This window comes from Kitasatospora viridis (assembly GCF_007829815.1).
GTDB lineage: Bacteria > Actinomycetota > Actinomycetes > Streptomycetales > Streptomycetaceae > Kitasatospora > Kitasatospora viridis.
Genome location: NZ_VIWT01000002.1, coordinates 734,181 through 749,038 on the forward strand (window position 1 = coordinate 734,181; position 14,858 = coordinate 749,038).

A 14,858-nucleotide genomic window follows, 5' to 3' on the forward strand; every position below is an offset into this window, starting at 1 on the left:
TCGGGGAGCCAGAGACCGTGGGCAGCTTCGTGACCCATCCGAGCGAGCGCGGAGAGCGGTAGGCCCCGCTCCCGCAGGTGATCCGCACAGCGGGACGGGGCCCGGATGTGCAGGGCAAAGGGTCGTAATCAATGCCAAGCAAGTATCCGGAGCTTATCGGCCTAGCTCTTGCGGTGCCGACCGCTTCCCTTCCGGAGCAGGGCAACAGGGGTGTCATCCTGCGGCGGGGCGAAGTCCTCGCCCCGTCGAACGATCATGGGGTAGGCATCGGCGTACGTGTCCGCCACCCCAACTGGCTGCCACGACTGCCCATCCCACTCGACCACCAGGCGTGGTGTGTCGGGGAACAGGGCACCGCCTCGCCGGGTGGTCGGGTCAAGGGTCAGTGCGTCTCGGACGCCCGGGGGCCGTTCCCGGTTGGCGCGGGCGCTGTACCAGTCGGTCACGGTTTCGTCGTCGGGTTCGAGCACGGCTGATCCTCTCGCTCGGCGTCAGTCCGAGGTTAGCGGCCCGTCCGGCGTGGTGGAGCCCGGCCAGCGCAGCAGCCCGATCGGCGCCCGCTCGCGGAGCGCATCGGCGTACGCGGTCGAGTCGTCGAACTCCCTGAACTTAACGATCGGGTCGTCTGCCGCATACAGCATGGCGAGGGCGAAGGGCAGGCAGAAGTCCTGCTGCATCGCCCTCTGACGGTCAGTAGCTGTTGGACGGGGTCGGCGTAGTCTCGCCGGGTGCATTCTCACCTGAGCTTCGAGAACCCTCCTGCGCTGCCCCACGAGGTGGTGGCCGAGACGATGGAGCGGGCGCTGCGCGACCGTTCAGCGGCGGGCGAGGCTGCGGAAGTGCTGGTCGGGACCGCGTTGAACGACGACGACGCGGAGTTCGTCGAGTACTGGTGCGTGCGGGTCGGGACGCGGGCCGTGTCGGGCAGTCCGCTGCTCGGGCTGGCCGGCCTGTGCCTGGGACACACTGCTCGACGCTTCGGGCGCCTCGGCGATGAGGCCCTCGCGCTGGTGCAGTCGTTGGCGGCGCGGGCCGAGGCCGACCCGACGGACGTGGACGGTCGGGCCGTCGACGGCCATGACGACGTCCGGAGCTTCCTGCACCTGTGGTGACGGCCGTTGTCGCCGTGGCGGATCATGCTGCCTGGGCCTTGTGGCCGGTGCCGCTGGCGGGGTCCGGCAGTCGGCGGCTCAGGGAACGATGATGACCTTGCCCCGGATCCGGCCGGCCTCGCTGAGGCGGTGGACGGCGCCGAGGTCGGCGAGTGGGCGTGACTCGCTGATGTCGACGGCGACCACGCCCGCGTCGATGAGCTCCACCAGCGCCGCCAGCTGCGCCACGTCATTGCGGGCGACCATGTGCATCGCGGTGACCCTGGCATCCTCGGGTGGCTCGATGGGGGTGGCGATCGAGACGATCCGCCCGCCCGGCCGCACCAGCGGCGCCAGGGCCGCGGCGTCCGGCGGGCTCAGCTGGACGAGGTTGAGCAGGGTGTCCACCGGGCCGTCGAGTGCGGCAACCAGCGGGGTGGCGGTGTAGTCGATCACTTGGTCCGCGCCCTGCCGCCGGACCGCCTCGGCGCTGCGGGCGCCGGCCGTGGCGATCACGTGGGCCCCCGCGTGCTTGGCGAGCTGTGTCACGAAGCCGCCGACGCCTCCGCCCGCACCGTTGACCAGGACCTGCTGCCCAGCCGCCACCTTCCCGTGCTCGAACACTGCCTGCCACGCCGTCAGACCGGCCACGGGGAGGGCCGCAGCGTGCGCGAGCGGGATGGTGGCGGGAGCCGCGACCAGCGTGGCCACGGGCGCCCGTACGTACTCGGCGGCCGCGCCCGCGCTGTCGAGCCGCCCGATGACCCGGTCGCCGACGGTGAACCCCTGCGCGCCCGCGCCGAGCTCGGTGACGGTGCCGGCGACGTCCCAGCCGAGCGTGTACGGAAGCTCCAAGGGGAAGAAGGCGCGGAGCAGTCCGCCCCGCAGCGCGGCCTCGGTGGGGTTGAACGAGGTCGCGGCGACGCGGACGAGCACTTCGCCTGATGCGGGCTCAGGGCGCGGAACGTCGTCGTGGCGGATCACGGATGCGTCGCCGTAGTCGTGGATTCGTGCGGCCTTGATCGTCATGTCGCGAATCTACGACCGCACTTGGAGACGATCCATGCGGCAGAGTGCCCGGTTCATACGCGTGCGTCTCGCCCGCGTAGTCTCACCGCGTGGATGTGCTCAGTGACGTCATCGCGGTGATGCGGACCGGTCGGCCCCGGTCGGCGCACGTGCGGTGGCACGCCCCGTGGGGGCAGGAGTTCGCCTCCGTGCCGGGGTCGGCGGGCTTCCAGGTGGTCCTGCGGGGCTCCTGCTGGCTGCTTCCGCCGGACGGGGAGCCCGTCCCGCTGGGCGTGGGTGACGTGCTGTTCCTGCCCCACGGCAGTGGGCACACCCTGGCCGACAGCCCCGGATCCCTGCCTGCGGCTCCTGCCTGCGGCCCCGACGACCCGAGACTTTCCGAGCCCTACGCGTCGGACAGCGTCGACCGGACCGGAGCCGGCGGTCCGGTCACCGTCGTGCTGTGCGGGACCTACCAGCTCGACCCGTCCCGCACCCACCCGCTGCTGCGCGGCCTGCCCGACCGGATCCACCTCCCCGCGCACCCGGACCGGTACCCGGAACTGCGCTCGGCCGTGGGGCTGCTGGCCGCCGAACTGGAGCACCCGCGCCTGGGCACGGACGCGGCCGTCCCCGCTCTGCTGGACACGCTGCTGCTGTACATCCTGCGCATCTGGTTCAGTGAGCAGCCCGCCCGGGGCAACGCCACCGGCTGGGCCGCCGCGCTCAACGACCCGGCGGTCACCGCCGCCCTCGACGCCATCCACCGGGCCCCGGCGGCGCCGTGGACGGTGGCGAAGCTCGCCGCGGAAGCGGGGCTGTCCCGGGCGCCGTTCGCCAGGCGCTTCGCCGCACTGATCGGCCAACCACCCCTCGGCTACCTGACCTGGTGGCGGATGACCACGGCCGCGCGCCTGCTGCGGGCATCGGACGCACCGTTGAAGTCCGTCGCCGCCCAGGTGGGCTACGCCTCCGAGTTCGCCTTCGCCACCGCGTTCAAGCGCACCCACGGGACGGCCCCCGGCACGTTCAGACGGCGGAGCTGAATCCGGTTCAGCCGCCGGGGCGTGGTCCGGCCGTGGCGGCTGACGGACCGTCGGGGGTGTCGTCTACGATCTGGGCCATGCTTCTGACTGCGGACGACGTTGAGCGGTTCGAGGGCTTCCGGCCGCGCCTGGAGGCGATCGCCTACCGGATGCTCGGGTCCGCGAGCGAGGCGGAGGACGCGGCGCAGGAGACGTTCCTGCGGTGGCAGGCGGCCGAGGTCGGGCTGATCGCGGTGCCGGAGGCGTGGTTGACCAAGGTGGTGACCAACCTGTGCCTCAACCAGCTCGGTTCGGCGCGGGCGCGGCGCGAGATGCCGATGGGGGAGTGGCTGCCCGAGCCGCTGTTCGCGGGGGACCCGATGCTGGGGCCGAGCGAGACGGCCGAGCAGCGGGAGTCGGTGTCCTTCGCGGTGATGGTGCTGTTGGAGCGGCTGGCGCCCAACGAGCGGGCGGTGTACGTGCTGCGCGAGGCGTTCGACTACTCGCACCGGGAGATCGCCGGGATCCTGGACATCTCCGAGAGCGCCAGCCAGCAGCTCTACCACCGGGCGAAGAAGCACGTGACGGACGGCAGGGTGCGGGCCGAGATCGAGGAGGAGGCCGCCCGGCGGGTGGTCGAGGAGTTCCTCGCGGCCGCCACCAGTGGCCGGACCGAGCCGCTGGTGAAGCTGCTGACCTCGGACGTCACCGCGATCGGCGACGGCGGTGGGAAGATCCCGGTCCGCGCCCGGGCGGTGCAGGGGGCGGTCGAGGTGGCGAAGTTCATGCGGGGCCTGTTCACCCCGGGGGCGGCCAAGCGCGCGCTGACCGGCGGGTCGGTCGGGCTGTTCGTGAGCGAGGTGAACGGCGCGCCCGGCGTCGTCGCGGTGGTCGGCGGCCAGGTGGTCGGCGTGATGTGCCTGGAGGTCACGGGCGAGGGCATCGCCACGTTCCGCAACCAGGTGGACCCGGCCAAGCTGGAGCGGGCGAGCGTGCAGTGGGCGGCGTCGGACCACGGGGAGCCGCTGTTCATGGCCCTCTGAGGCCCCTGACGCGAGTGTGACCTGCTTCACACTCGGGTTCTGTCAGGAAGCGGTGGGCTGTCCGGTTCATAGGGCGAAGCCGCGTCAGACAGGAGCAGGAAATGAACAAGCACCGCGTGATCGTCCTCGGAGCCGGGTACGCCGGAGCGGTCGCCGCCGGGCGGCTCGCCAAGCGGGTGCACGGCGAGGACGTCTCGATCACCCTCGTCAACGCCGAGCCCGACTTCGTCGAGCGGGTCCGGCTGCACCAGCTGGCGGTCGGCCAGGAGCTCCCGGCCCGGCCGTTCGCCGAGATGTTCGCGGGCACCGGCGTCGAGCTCCGGCTCGGCCGGGTCACCGCAGTGGACGTGGACCGCCGGACCGTCGCCGTCGGAGTGGGTGGAGAGGCGGACGGCGTCGAGGAGCTCGCGTACGACACCCTGGTGTACGCGCTCGGCAGCGGCTGGGACGACCACGGCGTGCCCGGCGTCAAGGAGCACGCCCACGAGATCGCGAGCCGGCCCGGTGCACTGCGGCTGCGCGAGCGGCTGGCCCGGCTGGCGGCCGGTGAGTCGGTGGTCGTGGTCGGCGGCGGCCTGACCGGGGTGGAGGCCGCGACCGAGATCGCCGAGGCGCGGCCGGACCTGCGGGTCACCCTCGCCGTGCGCGGCGAGCTCGGCGACTGGCTCGGGCCCAAGGCCCAGCAGTACCTGCGCAAGGTGGTCGACGGGCTCGGCATCACCGCGCTCGAACGCACCAGCGTGACCGGCGTCGAGGCCGACCGCGTGACCACCGCCGACGGCGCCGGCATCCCGGCCGCGGTCACGGTGTGGAACGCCGGCTTCGCCGTGAACCCGATCGTGGCGGCCACCACCCTCGAACTCGCCGACGGCGGCCGGATCGTGGTCGACGAGACGATGCGCTCGCTCTCGCACCCGGACGTGTACGCCGTCGGCGACGCGGCGCTGGCGGCCGGGCCCGGTGGCAAGCCGCTGCGGATGTCCTGCGCCTCGGGCGTGCCGACCGCCTGGCAGGCCGCCGACGCGATCGCGGCCCGGCTGACCGGCGGGAAGCTGCCGAAGGTGCCGATCCGCTACTTCAACCAGTGCGTCTCGCTGGGCCGCAAGGCGGGCCTGATCCAGTACGTCACCGCCGACGACCGCTCCGTGCGGGCCGCGCTGACCGGCCGGTTCGCCGCCCGCTACAAGGAGTTGGTCTGCAAGAGCGCGGTCTGGGGCGTCACCCACCCGACCATGGGCATGCCCGCCCGGCGCCGCCGGGTGGCGCCGCAGCGGGCCGCCCAGCCGGGTGCGGCCGCCGGGTTGGCGGCCACCCCGCGCTGATCGGTGCACCCGTGGTGATCTGCGCCGGATCAGACCTGGTAGCGGTCCGGCGCGAGCAGGTGCAGGTTCTCGGCCACCCAGTCCGAGGTGCGGCGCAGCCCCTCCAGCAGGCTCACCCGGGGCTGCCAGCCCGCCAGTTCGCGGGCCTTGCGGTTGTCGGAGAGCAGGCGCTCCACCTCGCTGGCGCCGGGCCGCAGGCGGCTCGGGTCGACCACCACCTCCGCCTCCCGGCCGGAGGCGGCGATCAGGGCGCGGGCCAGGTCGCCGATCGAGATCTCGGTCCCGGTGCCGAGGTTGACCACCTCGCCGAGGGTGCGGTCGGCGGCGGCGACCGCGAGGAAGCCCTCGGCGGTGTCGGTCGCGTACGTGAAGTCGCGGGTCGGGGAGGTCGAGCCGAGCCTGATCTCCCGTGCGCCGGAGTGAAGTTGGGCGAGCACGGTGGGGATCACGGCGCGGGCCGACTGGCGCGGCCCGTAGGTGTTGAACGGGCGCACCACCGAGACCGGCAGCTCGAAGGCGTGCCAGTAGGAGAGCGCCAGCATGTCCGCGCCGATCTTCGAGGCCGAGTACGGGGACTGCGGCTGCAGCGGGTGGTGCTCGTCGATCGGCGCGGTGATCGCCGTCCCGTACACCTCGCTGGTGGAGGTGTGCACCAGCCGGGCCCCGTGCCGCAGGCAGGCCGCCGCGACGTGCTGAGTACCCGTCACATTGGTCTGCACGTACGCCTCGGGCGCCAGGTAGCTGTACGGGATGCCGATCAGCGCGGCCAGGTGGAAGACGGTGTCGCAGCCGGCCACCGCGTCCAGCACCCGGCCGGCGTCCCGCACGTCGCCGGCCAGCATCTCCACCGGGCCGTCCGGGTCGGCCAGGTAGCGGGCCAGGTAGCCGCGCTCGGCGTAGGGCTTGTAGTGCACCAGGGCGCGCACCCGGGCGCCCCGGGCGACCAGCAGGTCCACCAGGGTGCTGCCGATGAAGCCCTCGGCGCCGGTCACCAGCACGGTGCGGCCGGTCCAGTCGCTCTGAGCGGGGGTCAGGTGATCGGTGGTCATGCGGTCCTCCAGGAGTTCAGGTTGGTCAGCGGCGCCTCGGCCGCCAGGTCGAGCACCTTGGCGGCGAGCAGGTCGGCCGCGCGGGCGTGGGTGCCGGGCTCGGCCGCGCGGGACATCGCGGCCAGCCGGGCGGGATCGGCGAGCAGCGGCTCGACGAGGGCGGCGAGCCGCTCGCCGGTGCACTCGCCGTCCGGCAGCAGCAGGCCGGCACCGGGGTCGGCGAGCACCCGGGCGTTGTGGGTCTGGTGGTCGTGCGGCGCGTGCGGGTAGGGCACCAGCACGGCGGGCATCCGCAGGCTGGACAGCTCCGCGACGGTGGCCGAGCCGGCCCGGCAGACCATCAGGTCGGCGGCCGCGTAGGCCAGGTCCATCCGGTCCAGGTACGGCACGGCGCGCGCCACCGGGTTGCCGGCCAGCCGCTCCCGCACCTCCTCGAAGGCGGCCGGGCCCGTCTTCACCAACAGCAGCCGGTCGGCCCGGTGGCGCCAGCGCGCCGCCAGCTCCAGGGCGGCCGCGGTGAGCCGGGCCGCGCCCAGGCTGCCGCCGTTGAAGACCAGCAGCCGGGCGTGGTCGGGCACCCCGAAGTGGCGGCGGGCCTCGGCCCGCAGCGCGGCCCGGTCCAGCCGGGCCACCGCGCCGACCAGCGGCATGCCGACGGTCTCGGCCGAGCGGCCGGACGGCAGGTGGGCCCGGGTGCGGTCGAAGGCGAGCGCGATGTGCGGGGTGAGCCGGGCGGCGAACCGGTTGGCCCGCCCGGGCACCGCGTTGGACTCGTGCACCACGCTGGGCAGGCCGGCCAGCTGCGCGCCGACGATCACCGGCGCGCTCGGGTAGCCGCCCATGCCGACCGCCACCTGCGCGCCCTGCTCCCGCAGGATCTCCCGGCAGCGGACGCCCGAGCGCAGCAGCGCGGCCGGCAGCAGGTAGCGGCGCAGGCCGAGCGCCGCGTCGAACGGGATCATGTCCACGGTGTGCAGCCGGAAGCCGGCCGCGGGGATCAGGCTGGTCTCCAGGCCGCGCTCGGTGCCCACGAAGGAGATCTCGGCCGCCGGGTCGGCCCGGCGCAGGGCCTCGGCGAGCGCCAGGCCCGGGTAGATGTGTCCACCGGTGCCGCCCGCGCCGATCACCACCGACAGGGGTCTGCCGGGAGTGCCGGGATTGCCGGGACGAGTGGGACTGCTCTGTTCTGTCCGCATGGCGACGAGACTGCTCAGCCGGGATAAGAGAGTTCTCAGAGTCGATACGCGAAGCTTGTCCGCATGAGCAGCGGGCAGAGCGGACAGAGCGGACAGAGGGTGCTGGTCGTCGACGACGACCCGGAGGTGCGCGCGGCCGTCGAGGACGGTCTGGCGGTCGAGGGCTACCTGGTGCGCGGCGCGGCCGACGGGCTGGCCGCACTGACCGAGGTGGCCGGCTGGCAGCCCGACGCGATGGTGCTCGACCTGCTGATGCCCGCGCTCGACGGCCTGGCGGTCTGCCGGCGCCTGCGGGCGCTCGGCGACCGGCTGCCGATCCTGGTGCTGACCGCCCGCGACTCGGTCAGCGACCGGGTCGACGGCCTGGACGCCGGCGCCGACGACTACCTGGTCAAGCCGTTCGCGCTGGACGAACTGACCGCCCGGCTGCGCGCCCTGCTGCGCCGCACCGCCCCGGCTGCCGAGCAGCCCGAGTACCGGTTCGACGACCTCGCGGTGGACCCGGTGACCCGCACCGGCCACCGGGCCGGGCGCCCGGTGGAGTTCTCCCGCACCGAGTTCGCCCTGCTGGAGGTGCTGCTCCAGCACCCGGGCCAGGTGCTGCCGCGCGAGGTGATCATGGAGCGGGTCTGGGGCGCCGACTTCGGCCCGGACTCCAACTCGCTCGCCGTGTACGTGGGTTACCTGCGCCGCAAGCTGGAGGCGGGCGGGGAGCCGCGGCTGGTGCAGACCGTGCACGGGGTGGGCTACCGGCTGGACCGCGGATGAGCGGGCGAGCCGCCCGGCGCCCGGGCCCGCGCCCGAGCGCGCACGCCCGGTGGCGCCGCCGCCGGCCACTGCGCACCCGGCTGGCGCTGGCCTGCACGGCCGCCGTCGCGCTGGTCGCGGTCGGGATCAGCGCCGCCGCCTTCAACGTGGTCCGCTACGAACTCGACCACCAGCTCGACCTGCACCTCACCCAGCAGGCCACCCTGGTCCAGCAGCAGCACCGGGACGAGGGCCCGCAGGTGGTCTACGGCGAGTGCGACTTCCTCGCCGCACCCGCCTGCGCCCAGATCGTGCCGGCCGACCCGGCCCACGACGTCCCGTTCCTGCTGCCGGTCACCGCGGCCACCCGCCAGGTCGCCGACCGGCAGCGGTCCGGCTACTTCACCGACCTGACCATCAGCGGCCACCCCGCCCGGATGCTCACCACGCCGATGACCGCCGCGCAGCCCGGCACCCGGCAGGCCGTGCAGGTCGCGCTGCGCTCCGACTCGGTGCAGGAGGGGGTGCGGCAGGCCGGCGAGCTGATGGCGGTCGTCGCGGCCGTCGGCGTGCTGCTGGCCGGCGCGCTCGGCTACGCCGTCGCCCGCACCGCGCTCGCCCCGGTGGCCCGGCTCACCCGCACCGCCGAGCGGATCGCCGACACCCGGGACGCCGGCCTGCGGATCGAACTGCCGCCCGGCCGCCGGGAGGACGAACTCACCAGCCTGGCAGCCAGTTTCAACACCATGCTCGGTGAGCTGGAGCAATCCGTGGCCGCCCAGCGCCGATTGGTCGCTGACGCCTCGCACGAGCTGCGCACCCCGCTGACGGCGCTGCGCACCAATGCCGAACTGCTGGCCAAGGCCGACAGGTTGACGGATGCTCAGCGCGACCGGGCGGCGGCCGGGCTGCGCCGGCAGCTGCGCGAGGTCACCGGCATGGTCAACGACCTGATCGAGCTGGCCCGGGACGAGGAGCCGCAGCCGCTGCTCGAAGAGGTGCGGCTCGGCGCGCTGGTCGAGCACTGCGTGGCCGCGGCCCGCGGCCACTGGCCGGCCACCGCCTTCGCCCTGGCGGACGACTCGGCGCAGCGCTCGGTGCCCGGCGTGCCGGCCCGGCTCGCCCGGCTGGTCTCCAACCTGCTCGACAACGCCGCCAAGTTCAGCCCGCCGGGCGGAGAGGTCGAGGTGCGGCTCACCGCCGGCCTGGAGCTGACGGTCCGTGACCACGGGCCGGGCATCGCCGCCGAGGACCTGCCGTACGTCTTCGACCGCTTCTACCGGGCCTCCGCCGCGCGCGCCCTGCCGGGCTCCGGGCTCGGGCTCGCGATGGCCCGGCAGATCGCGCAGGCGCACGGCGCGACGCTCACCGCCGAGGCGGCGCCGGGCGGCGGGGCGCTGTTCCGGCTGCGCTGGCCGGGGTGAGCGCCGACGGCCGCCCTGCTCAGCGCGCGGCGAGGCGGGCCAGCAGCGAGGCCCGGTGAGCCGGGTCGAGCGCCAGGTCGGCGGCCGTCCAGGCCATCGCCAGCCCGGCGTCCAGGACGGCCCGGTCGGCCCCGGCCGAGACGCCGAACCTGGTGAACTCCGGGTTGTGCATGATGGTGTCGCCGCAGGCGTAGCCGATCATCGGGTGGATCGAGGGCACCAGGTGGGACACGTTGCCCATGTCGGTCGAGCCGCCGAGCGCGCCGGGGTCCTGCTGCGGGACGGTCCGGCCCAGGGCCTGGGCGGCGGCCTGGTAGCTGCGGCACATCGCCAGGTCCTGCCGCAGGTCGGCGTAGTCGTTGCCGACCGTCTCGATCGCCAGCTCCGCCCCCGTGGCCAGCGCGCCCGCCTCGAAGCAGGCCCGCACCCGGGCCTGCAACTCGGCCAGCTCCTCGGCGGTCCGGGCCCGGCAGTCGTACTCGGCGCCCGCCCGGGCCGGGATCACGTTGGCCGCGTCGCCCGCCGAGGTGACGATGCCCGAGACCACCGCGCCGGGCACCAGCTGCTGCCGATAGGCGGCGATCGCGACCTGGGCGATCATCAGCGCGTCGGCGGCGTTGATCCCCCGGTGCGGCATCGCGGCGGCGTGCGCGGCCCGGCCGGTGTAGCCGACCCGCAGGCTGCTGATGGCCAGTGAGCTCATGCCGATCGAGTCGTCGGGCCCGGCGTGCGACATCATTGCCGCCGCCACGTCGTCGAAGACGCCGCCGCGCAGCAGGTCCACCTTGCCGCCGCCGGACTCCTCCGCGGGCGTGCCGATCAGCTTGACGGTGATGCCGAGCTGCTCGGCCACCGGGGCCAGCGCGAGACCGGCCGAGACGGCGGCGGCCGCGTTGACGTTGTGCCCGCAGGCGTGGCCGATGCCCGGCAGCGCGTCGTACTCGACGCAGATCCCGACCACCAGCTCGCCGCCGCCCGCCGTGGCGGTGAACGCGGTCGCCAGCCCGCCCACTCCGCGTGTCACCGCGAAGCCGGCGCGCTCCAGCAGGTCGGTGATCTTCCGGGCGGACCGGTGCTCCTGGTAGGCGAGTTCGGGCTCGGCGTGCAGGCTGTGGCTGAGCCCGAGCACCTCGTCCTGACGCTTCGTCAGAACGGCGCGGGAGCGGTCGCGCAGCCCGTCGAGGACGTCGGCTTCGGGGGTGGTCACTTCTTCGCTCCTCGGTAGCAGAGGGAGATCGCGGCACCGGCCAGCGCGACGGCGGCGCAGACCAGCCAGGAGTCGGTGTAGGCGCCGATCCGGGGCAGCGCCTGCCCGGCCGGGGTCCGGGCGGCGAAGATCGCCAGCACCACGGCGGCGCCGATCGACCCGCCGACGTTGATCAGCAGCTCGTTGATGCCGGACCCGACCGAGGTCTGCTCCGGCGGCACCGCCTCCACGGCCAGCGCCCGGGTGGCGTGCTGGAGCAGGCCGCTGCCCAGGCCCGCCACGGCGGTCGCGGTCAGGAACGGCACCAGCGCGGCGTGCGAGGCGAACTCCACGGCGTAGCCGGCGGCCATCAGCAGCGAGCCGGCCAGCAGCACCCAGCGGTCGGTGATCGCCCGGGCCAGCGCGGGCGCCAGCAGCGCGCCCAGGGTCAGCGCCAGCATGTTGGGCAGCATCGCCAGGCTGATCCCCAGCGGGTCCAGGCCCAGCCCGTAGCCGGCCTCGGCCTTCGCCGTCCCCAGGAAGACCGGGTTGGCGACCAGCAGCCCGAGCATCCCGAAGGTGAAGGTCAGCGCCACCAGCGAGACCACCACGACGTTGCGGTGCCGGAACAGCCGCACGTCGATCATCGGCTCGGCGGTCCGCAGCTCCACCAGCACCCACAGCGCCGTCACCAGCGCGCCGCCGAGCAGACAGCCGAACGTGCGGGGCGAGGTCCACGCCCAGCCCGGCGCGCCGCCCTGCCCCAGGCCCAGCATGATCGCGACCAGGCCGGCGCAGAGCAGCGCGCCACCGGCCCAGTCCACCCGCCCGCCGGGCCGGTGCGCCGACTCCGGCAGCAGCGGCCAGGAGACCGCCAGGGCCAGACCGACGGCGGCCGTCGGCACCCAGAGCGCGGCCGTCGGGCTCGCCGAGGAGCGGGCGAGCAGGCCGCTGGCCACCAGACCGAGGGCGACGCCCGCGGTCAGCCCGGCGACCATCAGGCTGATGCCCCGTCGGCTCTCCCCGTCGCCGCCGTCACCGTGCCGCCGGGTGCGGTTGCGCAGGATGCCGACCAGCAGCGGGAAGAAGCCGGCGAACGCGCCCTGGAGCAGCTGCCCGGCCAGCAGCAGCCCGAACGAGCGGCTCAGCCCGACCAGCACCGAGCCGAGCAGCACGATCGCCAGGTTCCAGCGCAGCACCCGGCGGTGCCCGTACAGGTCGCCCATCCGGGAGAGCACCGGGGTGAAGGCCACGCTGGCCAGCAGGTTGGCGATGCTGATCCAGTTCAGGTCGGCCGCCGACACGTGCAGCGCGCCGGTCAGGCCGTTGAGCAGCGGGGAGAGGAAGCCCTGGGTGATGCCGCTGGAGAGCTCCACCAGCACCACCGAGGCGATCACGGCGCCGAACGGGGTGGTGCGGAGCGCGGGCCCGGCGGACGGCGGCCCGGCGGGCGCGGGTCTGAGGGTGCCGGTCTCGGACATGGCAGCACCTGCTCTCGAAAAGGGAGGGTGGGGGACCCCCGCCCCGGCCCGGGGAGGATCCGGGGCGGGGAGCGGGGGAGGGACCCGCCGCGCCGGCCTTCCAGGAGCCACGGCGGCGGAATCCGCACCACAATGTCGCCGTTCGCCGACACCCTGGGCAATGCTTGGGGGCGAAATCGGTCGAAGGAGGCAGCAGTGACCACGGAACCGGCGGAACCCGGCATCCGGCCCGGGGCGGACGGAGCGACCGGGCTCCCCGTCCTGGACCCGCTCGACCACGCGATCCTGCGCACCCTGCACCGCGACCCGCGCGCACCGTTCGCCCAGATCGCCGCCGCCACCGGCGTGCACGAGCGCACCATCGCCCGCCGCCTGGAGCGGATGACCGCCACCGGCGAGGTCCGCTTCACCGCCTCGCTGCTGTCCGAGCACCTCGGCGAGGGCAGCACCGTCGAACTCGCCGTGCGCTGCGCCCCCGGCCGCCTGCACGAGACCGCGCTCGCCCTGGCCCGGCGGCCCGACACCCGCTCGGTCGAGGTCGCCACCGGCTCCCTCGACGCCTACGCCGAACTCACCGTGCCCTCGCCCGAGCACCTGCTCGCCGTGGTCGACGGCTCGATCGGTCGGCTGGACGGCGTGCTCGGCGTCCACTCCTCGGTGGTGCTGCGCCTGCTGCTCACCGCCAGCGACTGGGCGCCGTACGACGAGGAGCCGACCCCGGTGCGACGCCGGCTCGCCCAGGGCCAGCCGGCGCCGGAGCCGATCACCGTCGACGAGCTCGACCGGCAGCTGGTCCGGCTGCTCCAGGACGACGCGCGGATGTCCACCACCGCGCTGGCCCGGGCACTGAGCGTCGGCGAGACCACCGCCCGCCGCCGGCTCACCCGCCTGATGGCCTCGCACGTGCTGCACCTGCGCCTGCACGCCGAACCCGCCATCCTCGGCTACCCGGTGGAGGCCCGCTTCCGACTCACCGTCACCCCGCGCGGCCTGGACGCCGCGCTGCGCCGGCTCGCCGCGGAGCCGGCGGTCCGTCAGCTGGTCACCACCACCGGCGCGAGCAACCTGCTCGGCTACTCCAGCCACCGCACGCCCGCCGAACTCGACGGCTTCACCGCGCGCGCCCTCGCCGACCTGGACGGCGTGCTCGGCGTGGAGACCGCCCTGCTGATGCGCACCTACAAGCGCGGCTGGGTCGCGGGCCCGGGCCCTCGGGACCGCCCGGGCGCGGGCCGCGCCCCGGCGCCGCTATCCTCGCGGATGTGATCTTCGAGGAAACTGCGGGCAGGGCTGAGGACGCGCCGACGACGGCTCGGGTGCGCGAGGTGCTGGACCGGGCGGAGCGCGTCGTGATCGTCGAGGGCGCACCCGACGAGGCCGACTCCGCCGACCGGCCACGGACCGTGGTCACCGGCACGGACATCGCCGAACTGGCCCGGCTCCTGGCCATCGTGGACGGCGGCACCGGTGACCGGTGCCGGTGCCTGGGCTGGCCGACGATCCTGGTGCACGGCACGGACGGCGAACTGATCGCCCGTTGGACGCTGCACCACCAGACCGGGCTCCGGGGCGCCGGCAACTGCGACGCCGACCTGCTGGACGGCCCGGCCCTCACCGACTGGCTGGCCGGGCGCGGCCTGACCGGATCGCGGAAGGCCCAGGCCGCACTCGCCGCACAGCGCGCCGAGGCCGACCAGCGCCAACTGCGGTGGATCGAAGCGGCCCCCGCCGGACTCACCGACGCGGCCGCAGCCGTGACCCGCTCGATCGGGTCACCTCACCTCCGCGAGGCCGAGGACCAACTCGCCGCCCTCCTGCGGCAGCGCCACCCCGACGCGATCGAGCGGATCCGCGTCCTGCTGGCCTGGTCGGGCACCGCCGCCCGCGAGCCCAACGGCGGCCTGATGTGGTACGACATGGCCCTGCAACGCCAACTCCTCACCGAGGACCCGGACTCCATCCGCACCGCGCCCACCACCCGCCCACCGACCCCGGCCCAACTCGACGGCGCCGCCCAGCTCTTCAGCTCCCTCGACTGGACCGACGCCCACGGCAAGGACCTTCCCGAGCCGCTGCGCTCACTGCTGATCGCCCACATCGAGGCCGACGGTACGGACGTCATGCGGTTCTGCCTGCGGCACGGGTACTACGGCGCCGAGCGGTCGGTCTGATTCGTTCCTGCCGAGGTAACGGCCGTTCAGCGGACCGACCCGCGCCCTGGGGTCGTCGGGCGCGGGTCGGTCGGGGATGGCCGGGTCGGCGGTGCCCTCACACACCGCGACCCGG

Annotated in this window: 15 protein-coding genes; 8 read left to right on the forward strand and 7 right to left on the reverse strand. The window is 74.4% G+C overall.

Annotated features, from left to right (window positions below; all coding sequences use genetic code 11):
• Positions 1-161: 161 nt before the first annotated feature.
• Positions 162-470, reverse strand: coding sequence for a DUF6087 family protein (locus FHX73_RS30525; RefSeq protein WP_145909112.1), 309 nt, complete (start codon positions 468-470; stop codon positions 162-164).
• Positions 471-491: 21 nt separating this feature from the next.
• A complete protein-coding gene (locus FHX73_RS30530) occupies positions 492-677 on the reverse strand; it encodes a hypothetical protein (protein ID WP_145909113.1) in 186 nt (61 codons plus the stop codon).
• A 51-nt stretch (positions 678-728) separates the two neighbouring features.
• Here FHX73_RS30530 and FHX73_RS30535 point away from each other — a divergent pair, with 51 nt between their 5' ends.
• On the forward strand, positions 729-1,112 hold the full coding sequence (locus FHX73_RS30535) for a hypothetical protein (RefSeq protein ID WP_246213962.1): 384 nt from the start codon (positions 729-731) through the stop codon (positions 1,110-1,112).
• A gap of 78 nt (positions 1,113-1,190) precedes the next feature.
• Here FHX73_RS30535 and FHX73_RS30540 read toward each other — a convergent pair whose 3' ends face one another.
• Entirely contained in the window at positions 1,191-2,120 is a 930-nt protein-coding gene (locus FHX73_RS30540; protein WP_211786375.1) for an NADP-dependent oxidoreductase, read from the reverse strand.
• A gap of 89 nt (positions 2,121-2,209) precedes the next feature.
• On the opposite strand from FHX73_RS30540, the gene FHX73_RS30545 reads away from it, so the two are divergent.
• The 3 genes from FHX73_RS30545 (at position 2,210) to FHX73_RS30555 (ending at position 5,489) form a co-directional block, all read left to right on the forward strand.
• The gene (locus FHX73_RS30545; RefSeq protein ID WP_145909114.1) at positions 2,210-3,145 is read left to right on the forward strand and encodes an AraC family transcriptional regulator; all 936 of its coding nucleotides are present in this window, start codon (positions 2,210-2,212) and stop codon (positions 3,143-3,145) included.
• 77 nt (positions 3,146-3,222) lie between these two features.
• Positions 3,223-4,167: an RNA polymerase sigma factor SigJ gene (sigJ, locus tag FHX73_RS30550; protein ID WP_145909115.1), complete on the forward strand. Its 945-nt coding sequence runs from the start codon at positions 3,223-3,225 to the stop codon at positions 4,165-4,167.
• Positions 4,168-4,268: 101 nt separating this feature from the next.
• Complete coding sequence (locus tag FHX73_RS30555) at positions 4,269-5,489, forward strand: NAD(P)/FAD-dependent oxidoreductase (protein WP_145909116.1); 1,221 nt, start codon at positions 4,269-4,271, stop codon at positions 5,487-5,489.
• A gap of 29 nt (positions 5,490-5,518) precedes the next feature.
• On the opposite strand, the gene FHX73_RS30560 is transcribed toward FHX73_RS30555, so the two are convergent.
• Together FHX73_RS30560 and FHX73_RS30565 are read right to left on the reverse strand one after the other, a co-directional pair.
• Entirely contained in the window at positions 5,519-6,538 is a 1,020-nt protein-coding gene (locus FHX73_RS30560; protein ID WP_145909117.1) for an SDR family NAD(P)-dependent oxidoreductase, read from the reverse strand.
• Positions 6,535-7,734, reverse strand: a complete 1,200-nt coding sequence (locus tag FHX73_RS30565; protein ID WP_145909118.1) for a UDP-N-acetylglucosamine--N-acetylmuramyl-(pentapeptide) pyrophosphoryl-undecaprenol N-acetylglucosamine transferase — start codon at positions 7,732-7,734, stop codon at positions 6,535-6,537. Before FHX73_RS30565 ends, FHX73_RS30560 begins: the two co-directional genes overlap by 4 nt.
• A gap of 63 nt (positions 7,735-7,797) precedes the next feature.
• On the opposite strand from FHX73_RS30565, the gene FHX73_RS30570 reads away from it, so the two are divergent.
• Entirely contained in the window at positions 7,798-8,502 is a 705-nt protein-coding gene (locus tag FHX73_RS30570; protein WP_145909119.1) for a response regulator transcription factor, read from the forward strand.
• Entirely contained in the window at positions 8,499-9,905 is a 1,407-nt protein-coding gene (locus FHX73_RS30575; protein ID WP_211786376.1) for a sensor histidine kinase, read from the forward strand. Before FHX73_RS30570 ends, FHX73_RS30575 begins: the two co-directional genes overlap by 4 nt.
• Before the next feature lie 19 nt (positions 9,906-9,924).
• On the opposite strand, the gene FHX73_RS30580 is transcribed toward FHX73_RS30575, so the two are convergent.
• Positions 9,925-11,112, reverse strand: coding sequence for a M20 family metallopeptidase (locus tag FHX73_RS30580; RefSeq protein WP_211786377.1), 1,188 nt, complete (start codon positions 11,110-11,112; stop codon positions 9,925-9,927).
• Positions 11,109-12,572: an MFS transporter gene (locus tag FHX73_RS30585; RefSeq protein WP_145909120.1), complete on the reverse strand. Its 1,464-nt coding sequence runs from the start codon at positions 12,570-12,572 to the stop codon at positions 11,109-11,111. The genes FHX73_RS30580 and FHX73_RS30585 overlap by 4 nt, the downstream gene beginning before the upstream one ends.
• 195 nt (positions 12,573-12,767) lie before the next feature.
• On the opposite strand from FHX73_RS30585, the gene FHX73_RS30590 reads away from it, so the two are divergent.
• Positions 12,768-13,838 (forward strand): Lrp/AsnC family transcriptional regulator, encoded by a 1,071-nt coding sequence (locus FHX73_RS30590; RefSeq protein WP_246213963.1) that lies wholly within the window; start codon positions 12,768-12,770, stop codon positions 13,836-13,838.
• Positions 13,835-14,743 (forward strand): hypothetical protein, encoded by a 909-nt coding sequence (locus FHX73_RS30595; protein ID WP_145909122.1) that lies wholly within the window; start codon positions 13,835-13,837, stop codon positions 14,741-14,743. Before FHX73_RS30590 ends, FHX73_RS30595 begins: the two co-directional genes overlap by 4 nt.
• Positions 14,744-14,858 lie beyond the last annotated feature (115 nt).